The sequence below is a fragment of the Pseudomonas sp. BF-R-26 genome (assembly GCF_019947395.1).
Lineage (GTDB): Bacteria > Pseudomonadota > Gammaproteobacteria > Pseudomonadales > Pseudomonadaceae > Aquipseudomonas > Aquipseudomonas farris.
In genome coordinates this window covers 72011-88190 of record NZ_JAGYGK010000005.1, presented here as the reverse complement: position 1 = coordinate 88190, position 16180 = coordinate 72011, and the positions used below count along the sequence as shown (strand labels likewise).

Here is a 16180-nt window from a genome sequence, read left to right as displayed (position 1 = left end):
CGAAATATAGAGCGCATAGAACTAAAGCATGAGTTCCTTATAAGCATTTAGTCTGCAAAGTGATCGAACGTTAGCAATACTACTCAGCGAAGAGCGGCGCTAAGAACCCCAGAGTAGAGACATGACGTCCAATTTGACCAGAAGGCCATCGCTACTGTGGTTCGATCTGACCCACGATCGTTCCACGAAGGAACTCATCGCGCAGTTCGAGGGTACCTGCGACTGCAAATTGGCGAAAAACTCCGTGTTGCCCCACGGGGAACAGGCAGACATGATCTGCATCCATTTCGACCGCCCCGACACACCAGGCTTGAGGCTGTTGCTGGAGATCAAACGCACCACTCCCACCATCCCGATCACCATGTTCACCGTCCAGCACTCGGAAGAACTGGCCGTCTGGGCCATGCGCTCCAGTGTCTGGGAATACATGGTGCTCCCGCTCTCAGGTACTGAGAAAAAGCGCTACCTGACGGCAGTGGTGCAGCTGTGCGAGTTGCGCCGAAACATCAACGGCCAAGGCCAGACATCGCTGATTGATCACTCTCCGACCCTGCCGGACAGCATCCGCCTGACCTCGGGGCACCAAAAACACCAGGCGCTGAGCAACATCATGCTGTACATCGATCAGCACTTTCGGGACAGCATCGATCAGAGGGATTTGGCGAAGCGCTGCGGTATGACGACCTTTCGCTTCAGCCGCCTGTTCAAGGAAGCCAATGGCGTTGGCTTCACCGATTACATCCTGGACAAGCGCATGAGCTTCGCCAAGCAACTGCTCGACAACAGCCAGATGCCTATTACCAGCATCGGCTATGAGGCTGGCTTCAAGGACCCGTCCTACTTCGCTCGCGCCTTCAAGCAGTTCGTCAACTGCACGCCCAGCGAATACCGTTTGACCTGCCAACTCAGAGCGGTAGCAGCACAACCGGCGCTGGAGGATACAACCGCTGAAGCGCTCGAAAGCCTGGTGCAGAGCCTCGGAAGTTGAGGCAGTTTTTCATGCGCAACCAATTTTAGCCGACACTCCTTTGTAGCAGCTGCCGAGCCTGCGAGGCTGCGTTCGGCTGCGCAGCAGTCGTAAAATCAGCACTCGCGGCGCGTCAGACAGACCGTGTCAGACCGATTCACGACTGCTTCGCAGCCTCGCGAGCTCGGCAGCTGCTACGGATGCCCCAAAGGTTTTTATTCCAATTAATGCAAATGACAAATAACGCGCATAAAAAAACGCCGCTCAATGAGCGGCGTTTTTTTGAATTTGGAGCGGGAAACGAGACTCGAACTCGCGACCCCGACCTTGGCAAGGTCGTGCTCTACCAACTGAGCTATTCCCGCAAATGGCGTCCCCTAGGGGACTCGAACCCCTGTTACCGCCGTGAAAGGGCGGTGTCCTAGGCCACTAGACGAAGGGGACACGCTGCCCGGAACACATGGTGTGTGTTTCGGTGCCCAGATCCGCATCCGAAGATTTGGTTCTGGTTTCACTCAGCCCTGCCCGAAAGCAAAGCCGTTTAAAACTGGAGCGGGAAACGAGACTCGAACTCGCGACCCCGACCTTGGCAAGGTCGTGCTCTACCAACTGAGCTATTCCCGCATTGGCGTCCCCTAGGGGACTCGAACCCCTGTTACCGCCGTGAAAGGGCGGTGTCCTAGGCCACTAGACGAAGGGGACACACGTACAACATTCACTCCCTACCGCGTTTCGCTGTGTGCTTTACGCTGTAAGTGGCGCGCATTCTATGGATGGATTGAGGGGTCGTCAACCCCCAGATATAAATTTATTTAAATCAATGACTTCGCCCTGCTTTCAGCAGCGATTCAGGCTTTTCCGTCGCCTGACCCTGGGCGCCTATATTCTGGCATCCATCAAGACGCTATAGTCCGCGCCGAGATGATGGCAATGTGCACCTCGCACGCTATTTACTTATATATGCAGCAATACGGCCGATATAAGCAGAGCCATAACCGATTCAACCCGTCGAGCGGCGCTAGGCGCCCAAATGCCAAGCCACTACACTCGACTCGCACGCGAACCCCATAAAGAGGTCTTACCGGTGACACCACTCATGATCACCCTGCTAGTTGTAGCCGGGATCGCACTATTGATCGCCATTGGCTACATGAACCATGTGGTGGAAAACAACAAGCTGGAAAGGGCCCGCACCAAGGTTGAACTCAACGACCGCCTGCGTCGCTGCGGCGAAATCACCGAGACCTTCCCCGGTCAATTGATGACGCCGGCGCTCAAGCTGCTGTTGACCCGTCTGGAACTGAACGTCTGCCAGCGCCTGCTGAACCTGGAAAAAACCAACGCCACGTTGAAAGCACGGATTACCGAGCTGAGTGGCCTCGTCGCCCAGGGCGAATCGATCCCGGTCAACAACCCGCCGGCACCGATCCAGACCGAAGCCAAAGCCAAAGACGTGCGTTTCCTGCTCGAAGCCCTGCATGGCCAGATCACCCGCGCGGCACAGGACGGTTTCCTGCCGACCAACGAAGCCAAACGCTGGATCCGCGAGGTCCGTCACATCCTGGTCCTGTTGCACATCGAATTCTTCAACAACCTGGGCCAGCATTCTCTGCAACAGAACCAGCCCGGTCAGGCTCGACTCGCCTTCGAACGTGGCGTGCAATACCTGCGCAAACAACAGGAACCGCAGGTTTACGCAGAACAGCTGGAATATCTGGAAAAGCTCCTGGCCCGCGCCAACGCCCAGGTCATGGACAAGATTGCTCCGGTTGAAGGCGAGGTGAACCAATTGACCGAAGGCCTCAAAGACGTCGAGGCTGATGCCGACTGGAAGAAAAAAGCGATCTACGACTGATCATGCAAATGCTGAAAAGCCACCGGGTCAGGTGGCTTTTTTTTGCGTTGGGATTGATGGAGGGCAGCCCCTACAGCCTGAAGTGCCCCACCATGCCCTTCAGCTCAACCCCCAGCTGCGCCAACTCAATACTCGACGCCGCATTGCCGCGCATCGCCAACGACGACTGATCCGCACTGGCGCGGATACTGGTGACACTGCGATTGATCTCCTCGGCCACCGAGCTCTGCTCTTCGGCAGCCGCCGCAATCTGCTGGTTCATCTGCTGAATCAACGACACCGCTGCCGCAATGCTCCCCAAGGCGCTCTCGGTCTGCAACGCATCGCTCACCGCCAGCTTCACCAACTCGCCACTGTTCTGAATCTGCTGCACCGACGAGTGCGCCGCCGAGCGCAAGGCACTGACCAGCCGTTCGATTTCCTCGGTCGATTGCTGGGTTCGTTTGGCCAATGCCCGAACTTCATCGGCCACCACCGCAAAGCCCCTGCCCTGCTCACCGGCCCGCGCCGCCTCGATGGCCGCATTGAGCGCCAACAGGTTGGTCTGCTCGGCAACGCTTTTGATCACGCTGAGCACCGTGCCAATGTTCTGGATTTCCGCACTGAGGCTTTCGATGCTGGAGCTGGCCGAGGTGGCCGAGTCCGCCAATTGTTCGATTCGCGCCATGCTCTGACGCACCACCTGCTGACCGCTCTCGACCTTGCCGTCGGCAGTCTGCGCCGCTTGGGCGGCCTCTTCCGCGTTACGTGCGACGTCGTGCACCGTGGCGGTCATCTGATTCATCGCGGTGGCGACCTGCTCGGTTTCTTCCTTCTGGCTGCTGACTTCAAGGTTGGTCTGCTCGGTCACCGCCGACAGCGATTGAGCAGAGCTTGCCAGCTGTTCGATACCGGCCTGCAAACCACTGACGATATTGCTGAGCCCTGCGCCCATTTGCTGCATGGCTTGCATCAACTGGCCGATCTCATCACGGCGGGTCACTTCAATTGTTGCACTCAAATCGCCCGCGGCGATCTGTTGAGCAACACGGATAACACTGCGCAGTGGGGTAACGATCAACCGGGTAATTACCCACGAAGCAATCAGCCCCACCAGCAAGGCCAGTGCCGAGGAGCCGATGATCAACAGCGAGTTCTTTTTCAGCTCTGCCTGCATCGACTGATCTTCGGCAACGTAGGCCTGATCCACCCGCTCCACCACTTGAGCGGCGCGCTGGTGAAGTTGCTCGTAGACGGTCTTTTCCTGCGCCAATAAGCCGGTGTATTCGGCAAGTTTTTCACTGAAACCGGCGATGTGACCGGACACTTCATTGAGGACGGTCTGGTAACCCTCATCCTTGATCGTGGTTTTCAGTTGCTCGGCCTGGGTCAATGCCTGATCGGCTTGCTCAATCTTGCCTTGCCCGCCGCTGTCGTCGCCCTTGCGGCTCTGGTCCAGGCGTACGCGCGCTTCGTTCATGGCCTGCAACATCAGCCGCGAAACCTGGCTGACCTGATTGGCCTGCTCGATGAATTGCGCGCCGTCCTTGCCCTCGGATTCCTTCAAGGTATAGGCACCATCATCGGCGAGCCCGGCCTGCAGCACGTCCAGGTTATTGGCCACGCTGGACACTGACCAACTGGCCATTTCCAGCGCCAGGTCCTTGGCCTGACTCAGCGAGACGAACTCGTCAAACGCCTTGCGATAGGCACCCAGAGATTGCTCGACGTCATTCATCACCGGCACGTTGGCCGCTGACTGGGCCTTGAGCTGGGTGGCCAGGACGATCAGAGCGTCCACCCCGGCGCGCAAGGCGTCCGCGGTTTTCGGATTACCGTGCAAGGCGTATTCCTGCTCAAGCAAACGCACCTTGAGCAAACCGCTGTTGAGCGACGACATCTGCTTGAGCCCGTCGAAGCGCTGACTGATGGTTTGCAGGGACCATACGCCGATGGCCGCCACCAAGGCTGTCAACAGCAGTACCAGTACAAACCCGACACCCAGTTTTTTCGCCATACCGAGGTTGGCAAAACGTCCTTGCACGGCCGAAATCATTGCGCTTAGTCCCCTGCCATTGTCTGTTGATGCAGATTCGCAACGGGCTTGTGCCAACACAAGTCTCCGGCGTCGGAATAATGGCAAAAAGCTACGCCCGCGTCGCTTTCAGAACGCTTGAGGTCGATCCTCAGGGTCTGTTGACGCTTGGCATCGCAACGCGGTTCGTCACCAAACGTCAACAGACCCTGGCGGTGGCCTGAAAAAATGCCCGTGCGCGAGGATCACAGGCATAAGCAACGTTGATGCGCTGCCAGTCATGAGCCTTGCCGGTCGGACTGAACGCCGTTGGGCAAGACAGCAGGACACCGAAGCGCCGTGCCTGAGTTCGCACCTGAGCGTAGTCAGACTTGCGCGACCGTGCCCAGATGAACAGGCCGCCCGCCGGTTTGCCGAAAACCTCCCACTCCGCGTCTTCGAGCACCTGCAAGGCCGCTTCCCTGCCAGTGCTTAAACGCTGGCGCTGACGCTGCACCAATTTGCGATAGGCACCACTGGCCAACAGGCAAGCCAGCACCGACTCGCTAAACCGCGAAGCCCCCATGCTGCTGATCATCTTGACCTGCGCCAGTCGCGAAATCACATCGGCACTGGCCACTACAAAGCCGACCCGCAACGAACTGCTGAGGGTTTTGGAGTAGCTGCTGACGTAGATCACGTTGTCATCGATGCCCAGCGCCGCAAGGCGTGTGCCGGGACCGCTGTGAAAATCCGCATAGACGTCGTCTTCGATCACCAGCACGCCATGGTTTTTGGCCAGTTGCAGGACCTTCTGAGCCACCCCCGGGGTCAAACTGCTGCCGGTGGGGTTGTGATAAAAGCTGTTGATGAACAAGCCACGGGGTTTGTACTTCAACAACAATGCCTCGAGTGCTTCGGTATCGGGCCCGCGAGGGGTTCGTGGCACCTCAATCATGCTGACCCCGTGCAGCCTGAGCAGCTCGAACAGCATCGAATAACCGGGACTCTCCACCACCACGCAATCGCCCGGTTTGAATAGAGTACGCACAATCAGATCGAGCCCATGACTGGCCCCCGCCGTGGTCAGGATTCGGCTTTCATCCACCTCGATACTGAGTTGCTTCAACCGTTTGAGGATCTGCTGGCGCAAAGCAGGCAAGCCCAGTGGCGTGCTGTAGTTGAACAACCCGGCCATGTCGGTGCGGCTGACCTGGCGTATGGCGTAGCTCAGGTCGTCAGTCTCGCGCCAGCTTTCGGGTAATCCGCCGCAACCCAGTTTCAGTTCGTCGACGAGGCCGCTCTGCTGCTCAACCCCTTCGGACCAGGGAAAATCCCGTTGCCCCTGAGCGGTCAGCGCCGTAGCCGCGACAAAGAAACCCGCGCCGTTGCGCGTCGCCAGTACACCTTGAGCCACAAGCCGTTCACAGGCCTCGACGACACTGGACTGACTGAGCAGATTGATTCGCGCGATTTGCCGCACGGAAGGCAAACGCGTTCCCGGCGATACCTCGTCGCAACGGAGCCAGTCGGCCAGTGCGTCGACGATTTGCTGCACGACAGGCACCAATGCCTGTCGATCGATTCTCAACTCCATGAGCAAGCAAACTCCTGTCAGTTTTGCGGAAAACAGTTAATCACAGGAGCGCTCCGGGGGATGTGCGACAACGCCGCCAAAACCCTCGGTTCTAACCATTTGAAACACAATGACCGGCGTATTCAGGGAGCCGGTGCCGATCGATAAGCCGTAATGCGATCTGTAGCAGCTGCCGAAGACTGCGTTCGGCTGCGAAGCAGTCGTAAAATCAGTACTTGCGGTGCGTCAGGCAGACCGCGTCGACCGGAGTCACGACTGCTTCGCAGCCGAACGCAGCCTCGCGGGCTCGGCAGCTGCTACAAAGATTTCATCGCGAACTGGAACATTAAAACGCCGTAACCCCACCATCCACCGCCAGCGAATGACCGGTGGTGAATGCCGCGCCGTCGCTGCACAGGTACAGCACCGCGCTGGCAATTTCTTCGACTTTGCCAATACGCCCGACCGGGTGCATGGCGTTGGCGAACTCGCCCTTTTTCGGGTCCGCTTCATAGGCTCGACGGAACATGTCGGTGTCGATCACCGCCGGGCACACCGCATTCACGCGAATCTTTTTCTTGGCGTATTCGATGGCCGCCGATTTGGTCAGGCCGATCACCGCGTGTTTCGAGGCGGCGTAGATGCTCATTTTCGGCGCAGCGCCCAGGCCGGCCACCGAAGCGGTGTTGACGATCGCGCCGCCACCCTGGGCCAGCAGCAACGGCAACTGATACTTCATGCACAGCCAGACGCCTTTGACGTTGACGCCCATGATCGCGTCGAACTCATCGATCGTGCCGTCGGCCAGTTTGCCTTTCTCAATTTCGATACCGGCGTTGTTGAAGGCATAGTCAAGACGGCCGTAGGTATTCACGACCTCGTCCATCAGATTTTTTACATCGCTTTCCAGAGTGACGTTGCAGCGCACGAAAGTCGCTTCACCGCCCGCGGTGCGAATCAGCGCCACAGTGCCTTCACCACCGGCCGCGTCCAGATCGGCGACCACCACCTTCAAACCTTCAGCGGCGAACGCCAAAGCGGTCGCGCGGCCAATACCATTGGCCGCGCCTGTCACAACGGCGACCTGGCCGGAAAACGTCATGCTCATTGTTATGTCCTCGGAGGGAAGAATGCGGGGGATCGCGTGTGCCCAGTCTAGTCATAGGGGCGTATGGCACGGCAGCACTATCAGAAGGCCGGTTGGGCACCCATGAGTTGCAGTGATAGAACCGGCGCCGTGACTATCACTGCACTGGATCGATGTGCATTCGCAGCGTCAGCCAACCTTGCAGCATCGCCAATGAAGGTCTATCAACAAGACTTCATTCATCTTGAGTGCCTGTCATGACTACCCAGACCAATCGCCAGTTCCTGCTCGCCAAACGCCCCGTAGGGGCAGCCACCCGTGAGACGTTCACGTATCAAGAAGTACCGGTCGGCGAGCCGGCGGCGGGTCAGATCCTGGTCAAGAACGAATACCTGTCCCTGGACCCGGCCATGCGTGGCTGGATGAACGAGGGCAAGTCCTACATCCCTCCGGTCGGCATTGGCGAAGTCATGCGTGCATTGGGTGTAGGCAAAGTCATCGCCTCGAACAATCCGGGTTTCGCCGTGGGGGACTACGTCAACGGCGCCCTCGGCGTGCAGGATTACTTCCTCGGCGAACCACGAGGTTTCTATAAAGTCGATCCGACACTGGCACCGCTGCCGCGCTATTTATCCGCGCTGGGCATGACCGGGATGACCGCCTACTTCGCCCTGCTCGATGTCGGTGCGCCGAAAGCCGGCGACACCGTAGTGTTGTCGGGCGCGGCCGGTGCGGTGGGCAGCATTGCCGGGCAGATTGCGAAGATCAAAGGTTGCCGGGTGATCGGCATTGCCGGCGGCGCGGATAAGTGCAAGTTCCTGATCGACGAACTGGGTTTTGACGGTGCCATCGACTACAAAAGCGAAGACGTGCAGGCCGGCCTCAAGCGCGAATGCCCGAAAGGCGTCGACGTGTATTTCGATAACGTCGGCGGCGATATTCTCGATGCCGTGTTGAGCCGCCTGAACATGAAGGCGCGGGTGGTGATTTGCGGCGCCATCAGCCAGTACAACAACAAGGAAGCGGTCAAAGGCCCGGCCAACTACCTGTCGTTGCTGGTCAACCGCGCACGGATGGAGGGCTTTGTGGTGATGGATTACGCCGCACAGTTCGCCGCTGCCGGGCAGGAAATGGCCGGCTGGATGGCCAAGGGGCAGCTCAAGAGCAAGGAAGATATTGTCGAAGGACTGGAAACATTCCCGGAGACGCTGATGAAGTTGTTCAGCGGCGAGAATTTCGGGAAGTTGGTTTTGAAGGTTTAACGTATTACCTGACGACAACAAAACCTTGTGGGAGCGGGCTTGCCCGCGATGAGGGCGTGTCAGTCAACATCAATGTTGTCTGATACACCGCTATCGCGGGCAAGCCCGCTCCCTCAGGTTTAGTGGCGTTTAAGCGAGCTCTGCGACCACGGCCGCCAACGCCTTCGCCGGATCCGCCGCCTGGCTGATCGGACGGCCGATCACCAGGTAATCGGAACCAGCCTCCAGCGCCTGACGCGGGGTCAGGATGCGGCGTTGATCGTCCTGGGCGCTGCCCGCCGGGCGAATCCCCGGGGTCACCAGTTGCAGCGACGGGTGAGCGGTTTTCAGGGCCCGGGCTTCCAGGGCCGAGCAGACCAGACCGTCCATCCCGGCTTTTTCCGCCAGCGCGGCCAGGCGCAGCACCTGCTCCTGTGGCTCGATGTCCAGGCCGATACCCGCCAGATCCTCACGCTCCATGCTGGTCAGCACGGTCACGCCGATCAACAGCGGTTTCGGGCCGCTGCGCTGATCAAGCACTTCACGGCAGGCGGCCATCATGCGCAAACCACCGGAGCAGTGCACGTTGACCATCCACACGCCCATTTCCGCGGCGGCCTTGACGGCCATGGCGGTGGTGTTCGGAATGTCGTGGAACTTGAGGTCCAGGAACACTTCGAAGCCTTTGTCGCGCAGGGTGCCGACGATTTCCGAGGCGCAACTGGTGAACAGTTCTTTACCGACTTTGACCCGGCACAGCTTCGGGTCCAATTGATCGGCCAGCTTCAGTGCGGCGTCACGGGTAGGGAAATCCAGGGCGACGATAATAGGCGTCTGGCAGGCGGACATGAGTGGGCTCTCAGGCAAGTCGAAATCGGCGCGCATTGTAGCGGAACCAGCGCCGCTGCGGGACCCGATGATCGGTAATTCGTCGTCGCGGTTAATACAAGACTAGCTACTGCAGCAATTGTGTCGAGTTCGGTACACACACGACACGCCCGCAACACCCTTCAACGCTACCCTCGGCAGCCGCAACAGGTCCTACAGCACTTCCCGCCTCACGGCCGGACGCCTATGCTGAAGCCACAACCTCGCAGCCTATCTTTGTGGTTGGCAGCCTATCTGGCAGATGAACGCACGCATGCACAACTCCCCAGCACCTCAGAACGACGATCAAAAAGCGCCGGCCGACGATAAACGCTGGAGCATTCGCGCCCTGATCGTAGACGATGACGTCCCGATCCGTGAATTAATGATCGACTACCTGGCCCGGTTCAGTATCCACGCCAGCGGCGTCACCGATGGCGCCGCCATGCGTCAGGCGCTGCAAGCCGAGCATTTCGACGTGGTGGTGCTCGACCTGATGCTGCCGGGCGAAGACGGTTTGTCGCTGTGCCGCTGGTTGCGCGCCGAATCGGACATCCCGATCCTGATGCTCACCGCCCGCTGCGAACCCACCGACCGGATCATCGGCCTGGAACTGGGCGCCGACGACTACATGGCCAAGCCATTCGAGCCGCGGGAGCTAGTCGCACGGATTCAGACCATTCTGCGTCGGGTGCGCGACGACCGCACCGAACAGCGTGCGAATATTCGCTTCGACACCTGGCGCCTCAACAGCGTGCTGCGCCAGTTGATCGCCGCCGATGGCCTGGTGGTGCCGTTGTCCAACGCCGAATTCCGTTTGCTCTGGGTGTTCATCGAACGTCCGCGCCGGGTACTCAGCCGCGAACAACTGCTGGACGCCGCCCGTGGTCGCTCGATCGAAGCCTTTGATCGCAGCATCGACTTGCTCGTCTCGCGCCTGCGCCAGAAACTCGGTGATGACCCGAAAGCACCACAGTTGATCAAGACCGTTCGCGGCGAGGGTTATTTGTTCGACGCACGAGACATCGGCTGATGCGTGCGCGCTTCGATACGCTGTTCGGCCGCCTGTTTGGCGTGCTGCTGCTGGCGATCGTACTGGCGCACCTGTTGGCGTTCCTCTGGTTCAAGCATTACGGTCCACCGCCTCCCCCTCCTCCGCCGTCGGAGTTTTCCGAGCGCTTCGACGGACAACGCCCACCACCGGACCCGCGCTTCGGCAACCGGCCGCCACGGCCTTGGTTTGGCGGGCCGCTGGTGCCGCTGACCTTTCAGTTTGTCTCGCTGATCATCGCCGCCTGGTACGGCGCCAAGCTGCTGACCCGTCCGATTCAACGCCTGAGCGACGCAGCCGAGCGCCTGAGTGAAAATCTCGACAGTCCACCGCTGGATGAGTCCGGCCCACGGGAAGCGCGGCAAGCGGCCCACACCTTCAATCTGATGCAGCAACGCATTCTTGAACAGATGCAGCAGCGCTCGCGGATGCTTGGCGCGGTGTCCCATGACCTGCGCACACCCCTGTCGCGACTCAAGCTGCGACTGGAGAAGATCGATGACGACAAGCTGCAAGGCCAGATGCGTCAGGACCTGGACGACATGATCAGCATGCTCGATTCCACCCTCACCTACCTCCACGAACAGCGCACCAGCGAGGCGCCGCAATGGATGGACGTGCAGGCGCTGGTGGAATCCCTGAGCGAAAACGCCCAGGACCAGGGTTCCAACGTCCAGGCCAGCGGCCATTGCGCCCCGTTGCAGGTTCAGCCGATGGCCTTGCGCTCGTGCATCAATAACCTGCTCGACAACGCCCTGCGTTATGCCGGGGACGCGCTGATCACGCTTGAGGACAGCCGCGAGGAGCTGGTGATCCGGGTCATCGACCATGGCCCGGGTATCGCGGCGGATAAACGTGAAGCGGTGTTCGAACCGTTCTTTCGCCTGGAAGGTTCACGTAATCGCAACTCCGGCGGCGTCGGCCTGGGCATGACCATCGCCCGGGAAGCAGCGGAGCGTCTGGGCGGGCAGTTGAGCCTGGAAGAAACCTACGGGGGAGGCCTGACGGCGGTCATCCGCCTACCCCGTCTCTAAGCCACAACGACTCTCCTGTGGGAGCGGGCTTGCCCGCGATAGCGGTCTGACAGCCAACATCGATGTTGAATGTGCCGGCCTCATCGCGGGCAAGCCCGCTTCCACAGGATCTGAGCCCGGCCAATTACTTGTGTGTACCAATCGGTACAAACCTCACATACCCACGACAACTCACCCCTTGAGGCTGCATGAGCCGGTGCACTCACCGGTTTTCCCATTCCAAGGAGTGAGCACAATGATCGGTAGTGTCAGCAACTACACGAGCTATACCAGCACCAGCAGCACCTCCACCAACAGCGCCCGCAGCCAGCAATTCCAGAAAGAACTGCTCGCCAAACTCGACAGCAACAGCGACGGCGCGGTGGATCAGGACGAGCTCACGAGCGCCCTGTCGCAGAAAACCGATGACGGTCTGCTGGTCAGCCTGAGCAAAAACTTCAGCGACCTGGACAGCGACGAAAGCGGCAGCCTGAGCAGCGAAGAAATGGCCGCGATGGCCCCTCCGCCGCCGCATGATCAGGCACCGAGCACCGAACTGGCCGACGCGCTGATCAGCGCTCTGGACACAGACGGCGACGGCGCCATCAGCAGCGATGAGCTGAGCAACGGCCTCACCAGCGCCGGCAGCACGGCCGACAGCGCAGAAATCTTCTCGGCCCTGGACAAGAACGAAGACGGCACCGTCAGCCAGGACGAACTCGTCGCCAGCCTGACCCCACCGCCACCGCCACCTCAGCAGATGTCCAGCGAAGAGCTGTTCAGCCAGCTCGATACCGACAGCGACGGCAGTGTCACCGCCACCGAACTGAGCAGCGCCCTGGCCAGCGACAGCACCTCGTCGACCAGCACCGACACCAGCGCCGCATTGCTCAAGATCCTGGATAGCGACAGCAGCGGTGGCGTCAGCAGCGATGAACTGAAAACCGCCCTGCAAACCGGCCGCGAGCAAAACACCGACAGCTCCACCAATCAGTTCAACGTGACCGAAGCCCTGAACAAAATGATCGCCAACCTGAGCAAGCAGTACTCGCTCGACAACGTGGCGACCGTGGGCAAATACCTGAACGAGGCGACCTGAGTCGCGATAGATCTCCAAGCCCGGCAAAAAGCCCATTGACCTCCACAGGCTCAATGGGCTTTTTTCGTTGTTTGGGACCCGACGGACATAACCACTCATCGCTACTATCAGATCTGACAGTAGTCGGCCTCTCCCTCGCGCAGGCGTAATAACCCCGTCCACTCCATTCTCATCGACGGGAGCCTCACCATGACTTCAGCCCAGCAACTAGATAATGCCATCAACCTCCTGCGCGAACTGAACATCCCCGGCCGCACCAAGGTTCCGGTATCGACCAACCCCGATGTCTGGGGGCTGAACATTGCGGCGGTGAAGGACAACTTTCCCCGTCACGGCCTGCAATGCCTCGCCGGACCTTGGGGCACCATGGGCGTCGCTGATCGGCTGGTGATTTTCCGGGGCAGCGGCAATCAGGTGCTGCAAGAGATCGTGGACGAGAATGAAGTCGGCAAGGCATTGACGATGTTCGTTGAGTCGAAGCATCTCGACGAGGGGCCTCATGATATCTCCTACACCGTGACCCGCCTGGGGCAGACCCCCGAGCCTTCCGAGGTGATGAAGGTGTTGGTCAAGCTCACCCGCCCCGGCGGCCATGATGACAATGATGAGGACGGTCACTCCAAGCTGATCATGCTCATTCCGCGCGAAATACTTGAGGGCGGCATCGATCAGGACAACGTGGCGGACGGCGTCGACATCACCATCGAGCGCTACCCCAACATCGCCGTGGGCGATGTGATCCGGCTGAGCTGGGGCGGCGCTTTCGTGTTCAGCCTGGCGCTGACCCAGGAGCAGGTCGATGGCACGACGCCGATCATCGTGCACGTCGATGAAGCCACGATCCGCAAGGCCGGCGACTCCGCCGTAAACGGTCTGGCGGTGGTGTTCGAGGTCTATGACGTGGTCGACAATCGCTCCGAAGACTGGAGCGCCGCTCAACGGGTGGTAGTCACCATCGACCAGAAACGCCCCCTTGCGCCATTGCTTAAGGAAGCGCTGAACAACGTCCTCGATGTCGACAAGCTGGGCGACGCCAATGGCACCGCCCAGGTCTCGGCCCAAGACGGCGAGTTTTTCGCCCTGGGCGATACCATCTTTGTCAGGGTCAGGGGCACGCCGGTGGAAGGCGCACCTATCGACCAGGAGATGGCTGGCTTCCCGCTGACCAACATGCCGAGCATCCCTGAAATAGCCATCCCCAATGCGCTGCTGCGGCGCCTGGCCAAGACCCAGATGGTGCTGTCGTACCGCATCCAAAAGGCCGATGGCTCTGCCGATTTTCACTCCAAAGGGCAATTCATCAGCGTGATCGGTGAAATCCAGCGCCTCAAGCCACCGATTGCCGAAGACGCCCGCCAGGGCACGCTCGATCCGGATCTGTCGCGCACGCGCATCGAAATTCCGTTCGACACGTCGTTCGAGGCCGGTCAGGTGATCAAGCTGTTCTGGCTCGGCACCTTGCCGGATCACAGCCCCTATCTGCCCGACCTGCCGTTGCGCCCGATTTCCCAAGGCGACATCGACGCCAAACTGTCGCTGTACATCACCGTGGACGCCGTCCATATCAAGCCGCTGGAAGGCGGCACGCTGGAGCTCTATTACCAGTTGTGGATTGAAGACAGCGTGCTGGCGACGCTGGATCGCTACACGGCGTTGCACGCGGTTCGCGAATCCGAGCACGCGTCGCTGCTCAACGTTGGCGAACCCCGCCAGGAACTGCCGGAGCCAACGGTAGACGGCGTGGTCGACGGCGTGCTCGATCCGGACCGCAACGGCACCACACTGACCGCCACCTGGCTCAACACCCTGGACAATGACGAAGTGATCCGGGAATGGGAAGGCTCGAAAACCGGCCTGTCCCGCGACTCGATCCTGCTGAACTCATTCACCGCCGGCAGACCGGTACCGTTTGACATCAGCGCCAAACAGATCAAGGACAATGACGGCGGCACCGTGTCGGCGCGGTATTCCGTCGTGCGTGCGGGTGAACCCACGCGGTATTCGCAGCCGCTGACGTTCAGCGTGGGCGCGGCACTGGAGCTCATCCCGACGCTCACCAACCCGCCTTATGTCATTGCCCCTGCTGGCCGGGTAAAGAATATTGAGCTTCTTCTGAGCAAAGACGATAAGCCCGTCTCGGGCATGATTGACTTGACCATCCCGCTCAACTTTGAGTATCCCGATGGCAGCAGCGGTACACGTCGATTCATGACTGACGAAAACGGCCTGCTCAGTGTCAACGGTGTCAAAGGCCATACCAGTCCTGGTACTTACACGTTGACCGCCGACAGCGGATTCGCAAGCGCCACGGCAAATTTGAGTATTACTTCCCAAGGGGGCGTTGGGACTATTCCCACAGGGCTTGATCCGAATGTTATCGCCGTTAGCCCGGATGGCACCCGAGTTTACGTCTGCAATTCCACCGATAACACCGTATCGGTGTTGGATATTCTTAATCTGAGCGTGATTAGGACGATTCCCGTCGGGCTTCGGCCGCGCGCGCTCGCCGTCAGCCCGGACGGCACCCGCACCTATATCTCCAATAGTTGGGAAAAAACAGTCTCGGTGATTGATGCCGCGACTCAAGCGGTGATTAAGACCATTCCCGTTGGAAATAACGCGGCGGGACTAGCCGTCAGTCCAGATGGCACCCGCGTCTATATCTGCAATAATTTAGATGACACGATCTCGGTGATCGATACCGTGAGTCTGGCGGTGATTTTGACCGTTCCCGCTGGAAACGCGCCGACGCAAATCGTTATCAACCCAGATGGCACCGGCATTTATATTTCCAGTCCATTTAATGGCACCGTCTCGGTGATGGATGTTAAAACTCTGAGCGTGATTGAGACGATTCCCGTCGGGAATCAACCGGACGCGCTCGCCTTCAGCCCGGACGGCACCCGCGTCTATGTCAGCAGTGGGTCTCACGCGGTCTTGGTAATCGATACCGCGATGCGGGAGGTGATTAAGACCATTCCGGTTGACCTTCAACCAAAAGGGGTCGCTGTGAGTCCAGACGGCACCCGCGCTTATGTCTGCAATTGGGTTTGGAGCACGGTTTCGGTAATCGATACCGTGGAGCTGGAGGTGATTCAAACCATTCCCGTTATAGAGGGGCCAAATGGAGTCGCCGTCAGCCCAGATGGCACCCGCATCTTTGTTTGCAATCCCCTTTGCAACTTCGTCTCGGTCATTGCTGTCGGATAAGTCGATATTGCAGAAAACCGGCACCGAACACCTGTGGAGTGCTCCACCGCCAAAAAAGAAGGCCCGCAACGATGCGGGCCTTTTGGCTTTCTGGAGGTCTGCGGTGAAACAACGGGCGCCAAGATCGCAGCCTTCGGCAGCTCCTACGGTGTCCGCGTACGACCTCGATTTCGTTTGGGTTACATACACCACCTGTCCGCGTACGACCTCGATTTCGTTGG

11 protein-coding genes, 4 tRNA genes and 1 pseudogene are annotated in these 16180 nt (G+C 59.4%); 7 read left to right on the top strand and 9 right to left on the bottom strand.

Features of this window, described 5'->3' with window-relative positions; genetic code table 11:
• Positions 1-121 precede the first annotated feature (121 nt).
• Positions 122-988 carry an AraC family transcriptional regulator gene (locus KGB18_RS08140; RefSeq protein ID WP_223569671.1) on the top strand — a complete coding sequence of 289 codons (867 nt, stop codon included), beginning with the start codon at positions 122-124 and terminating at the stop codon, positions 986-988.
• Positions 989-1256: 268 nt separating this feature from the next.
• Here KGB18_RS08140 and KGB18_RS08135 read toward each other — a convergent pair.
• From KGB18_RS08135 to KGB18_RS08120, 4 genes are all read right to left on the bottom strand, one after another.
• Positions 1257-1332: transfer RNA gene (locus tag KGB18_RS08135), tRNA-Gly, on the bottom strand.
• A 3-nt stretch (positions 1333-1335) separates the two neighbouring features.
• Positions 1336-1411: transfer RNA gene (locus KGB18_RS08130), tRNA-Glu, on the bottom strand.
• A gap of 104 nt (positions 1412-1515) precedes the next feature.
• Positions 1516-1591 (bottom strand) — tRNA-Gly (locus KGB18_RS08125).
• A 2-nt stretch (positions 1592-1593) separates the two neighbouring features.
• A tRNA-Glu gene (locus KGB18_RS08120) sits at positions 1594-1669 on the bottom strand.
• Between the two features lie 394 nt (positions 1670-2063).
• On the opposite strand from KGB18_RS08120, the gene KGB18_RS08115 reads away from it, so the two are divergent.
• A complete protein-coding gene (locus KGB18_RS08115) occupies positions 2064-2822 on the top strand; it encodes a hypothetical protein (protein ID WP_187326507.1) in 759 nt (252 codons plus the stop codon).
• 70 nt (positions 2823-2892) lie between these two features.
• On the opposite strand, the gene KGB18_RS30005 is transcribed toward KGB18_RS08115, so the two are convergent.
• From KGB18_RS30005 to KGB18_RS08100, 4 genes and pseudogenes are all read right to left on the bottom strand, one after another.
• A complete protein-coding gene (locus KGB18_RS30005; RefSeq protein ID WP_410003860.1) occupies positions 2893-3597 on the bottom strand; it encodes a methyl-accepting chemotaxis protein in 705 nt (234 codons plus the stop codon).
• Positions 3598-3801: 204 nt separating this feature from the next.
• Positions 3802-3978 (bottom strand): annotated as a pseudogene (locus KGB18_RS30000) (HAMP domain-containing protein); the annotation flags it as partial.
• Between the two features lie 1057 nt (positions 3979-5035).
• Positions 5036-6412 (bottom strand): PLP-dependent aminotransferase family protein, encoded by a 1377-nt coding sequence (locus KGB18_RS08105; RefSeq protein WP_123723040.1) that lies wholly within the window; start codon positions 6410-6412, stop codon positions 5036-5038.
• 325 nt (positions 6413-6737) lie between these two features.
• A complete protein-coding gene (locus tag KGB18_RS08100) occupies positions 6738-7499 on the bottom strand; it encodes an SDR family oxidoreductase (protein WP_123723039.1) in 762 nt (253 codons plus the stop codon).
• A 236-nt stretch (positions 7500-7735) separates the two neighbouring features.
• Between KGB18_RS08100 and KGB18_RS08095 the strand changes: the two genes are divergently transcribed.
• Positions 7736-8740, top strand: a complete 1005-nt coding sequence (locus KGB18_RS08095) for an NADP-dependent oxidoreductase (RefSeq protein ID WP_223569670.1) — start codon at positions 7736-7738, stop codon at positions 8738-8740.
• A 129-nt stretch (positions 8741-8869) separates the two neighbouring features.
• Here the strand turns inward: KGB18_RS08095 and pyrF are convergent, their stop codons facing one another.
• Positions 8870-9568 carry an orotidine-5'-phosphate decarboxylase gene (pyrF, locus tag KGB18_RS08090; RefSeq protein ID WP_008011684.1) on the bottom strand — a complete coding sequence of 233 codons (699 nt, stop codon included), beginning with the start codon at positions 9566-9568 and terminating at the stop codon, positions 8870-8872.
• Between the two features lie 292 nt (positions 9569-9860).
• Here pyrF and KGB18_RS08085 point away from each other — a divergent pair, with 292 nt between their 5' ends.
• From KGB18_RS08085 to KGB18_RS08070, 4 genes are all read left to right on the top strand, one after another.
• Entirely contained in the window at positions 9861-10619 is a 759-nt protein-coding gene (locus KGB18_RS08085) for a response regulator (protein ID WP_052964899.1), read from the top strand.
• Entirely contained in the window at positions 10619-11671 is a 1053-nt protein-coding gene (locus tag KGB18_RS08080; protein WP_223569669.1) for a sensor histidine kinase, read from the top strand. The genes KGB18_RS08085 and KGB18_RS08080 overlap by 1 nt, the downstream gene beginning before the upstream one ends.
• Positions 11672-11906: 235 nt before the next feature.
• Positions 11907-12749, top strand: a complete 843-nt coding sequence (gene xopAW, locus KGB18_RS08075; protein ID WP_123723036.1) for a XopAW family type III secretion system calcium-binding effector — start codon at positions 11907-11909, stop codon at positions 12747-12749.
• Positions 12750-12938: 189 nt separating this feature from the next.
• Complete coding sequence (locus KGB18_RS08070; RefSeq protein WP_187326506.1) at positions 12939-15959, top strand: beta-propeller fold lactonase family protein; 3021 nt, start codon at positions 12939-12941, stop codon at positions 15957-15959.
• Positions 15960-16180: the final 221 nt, after the last annotated feature.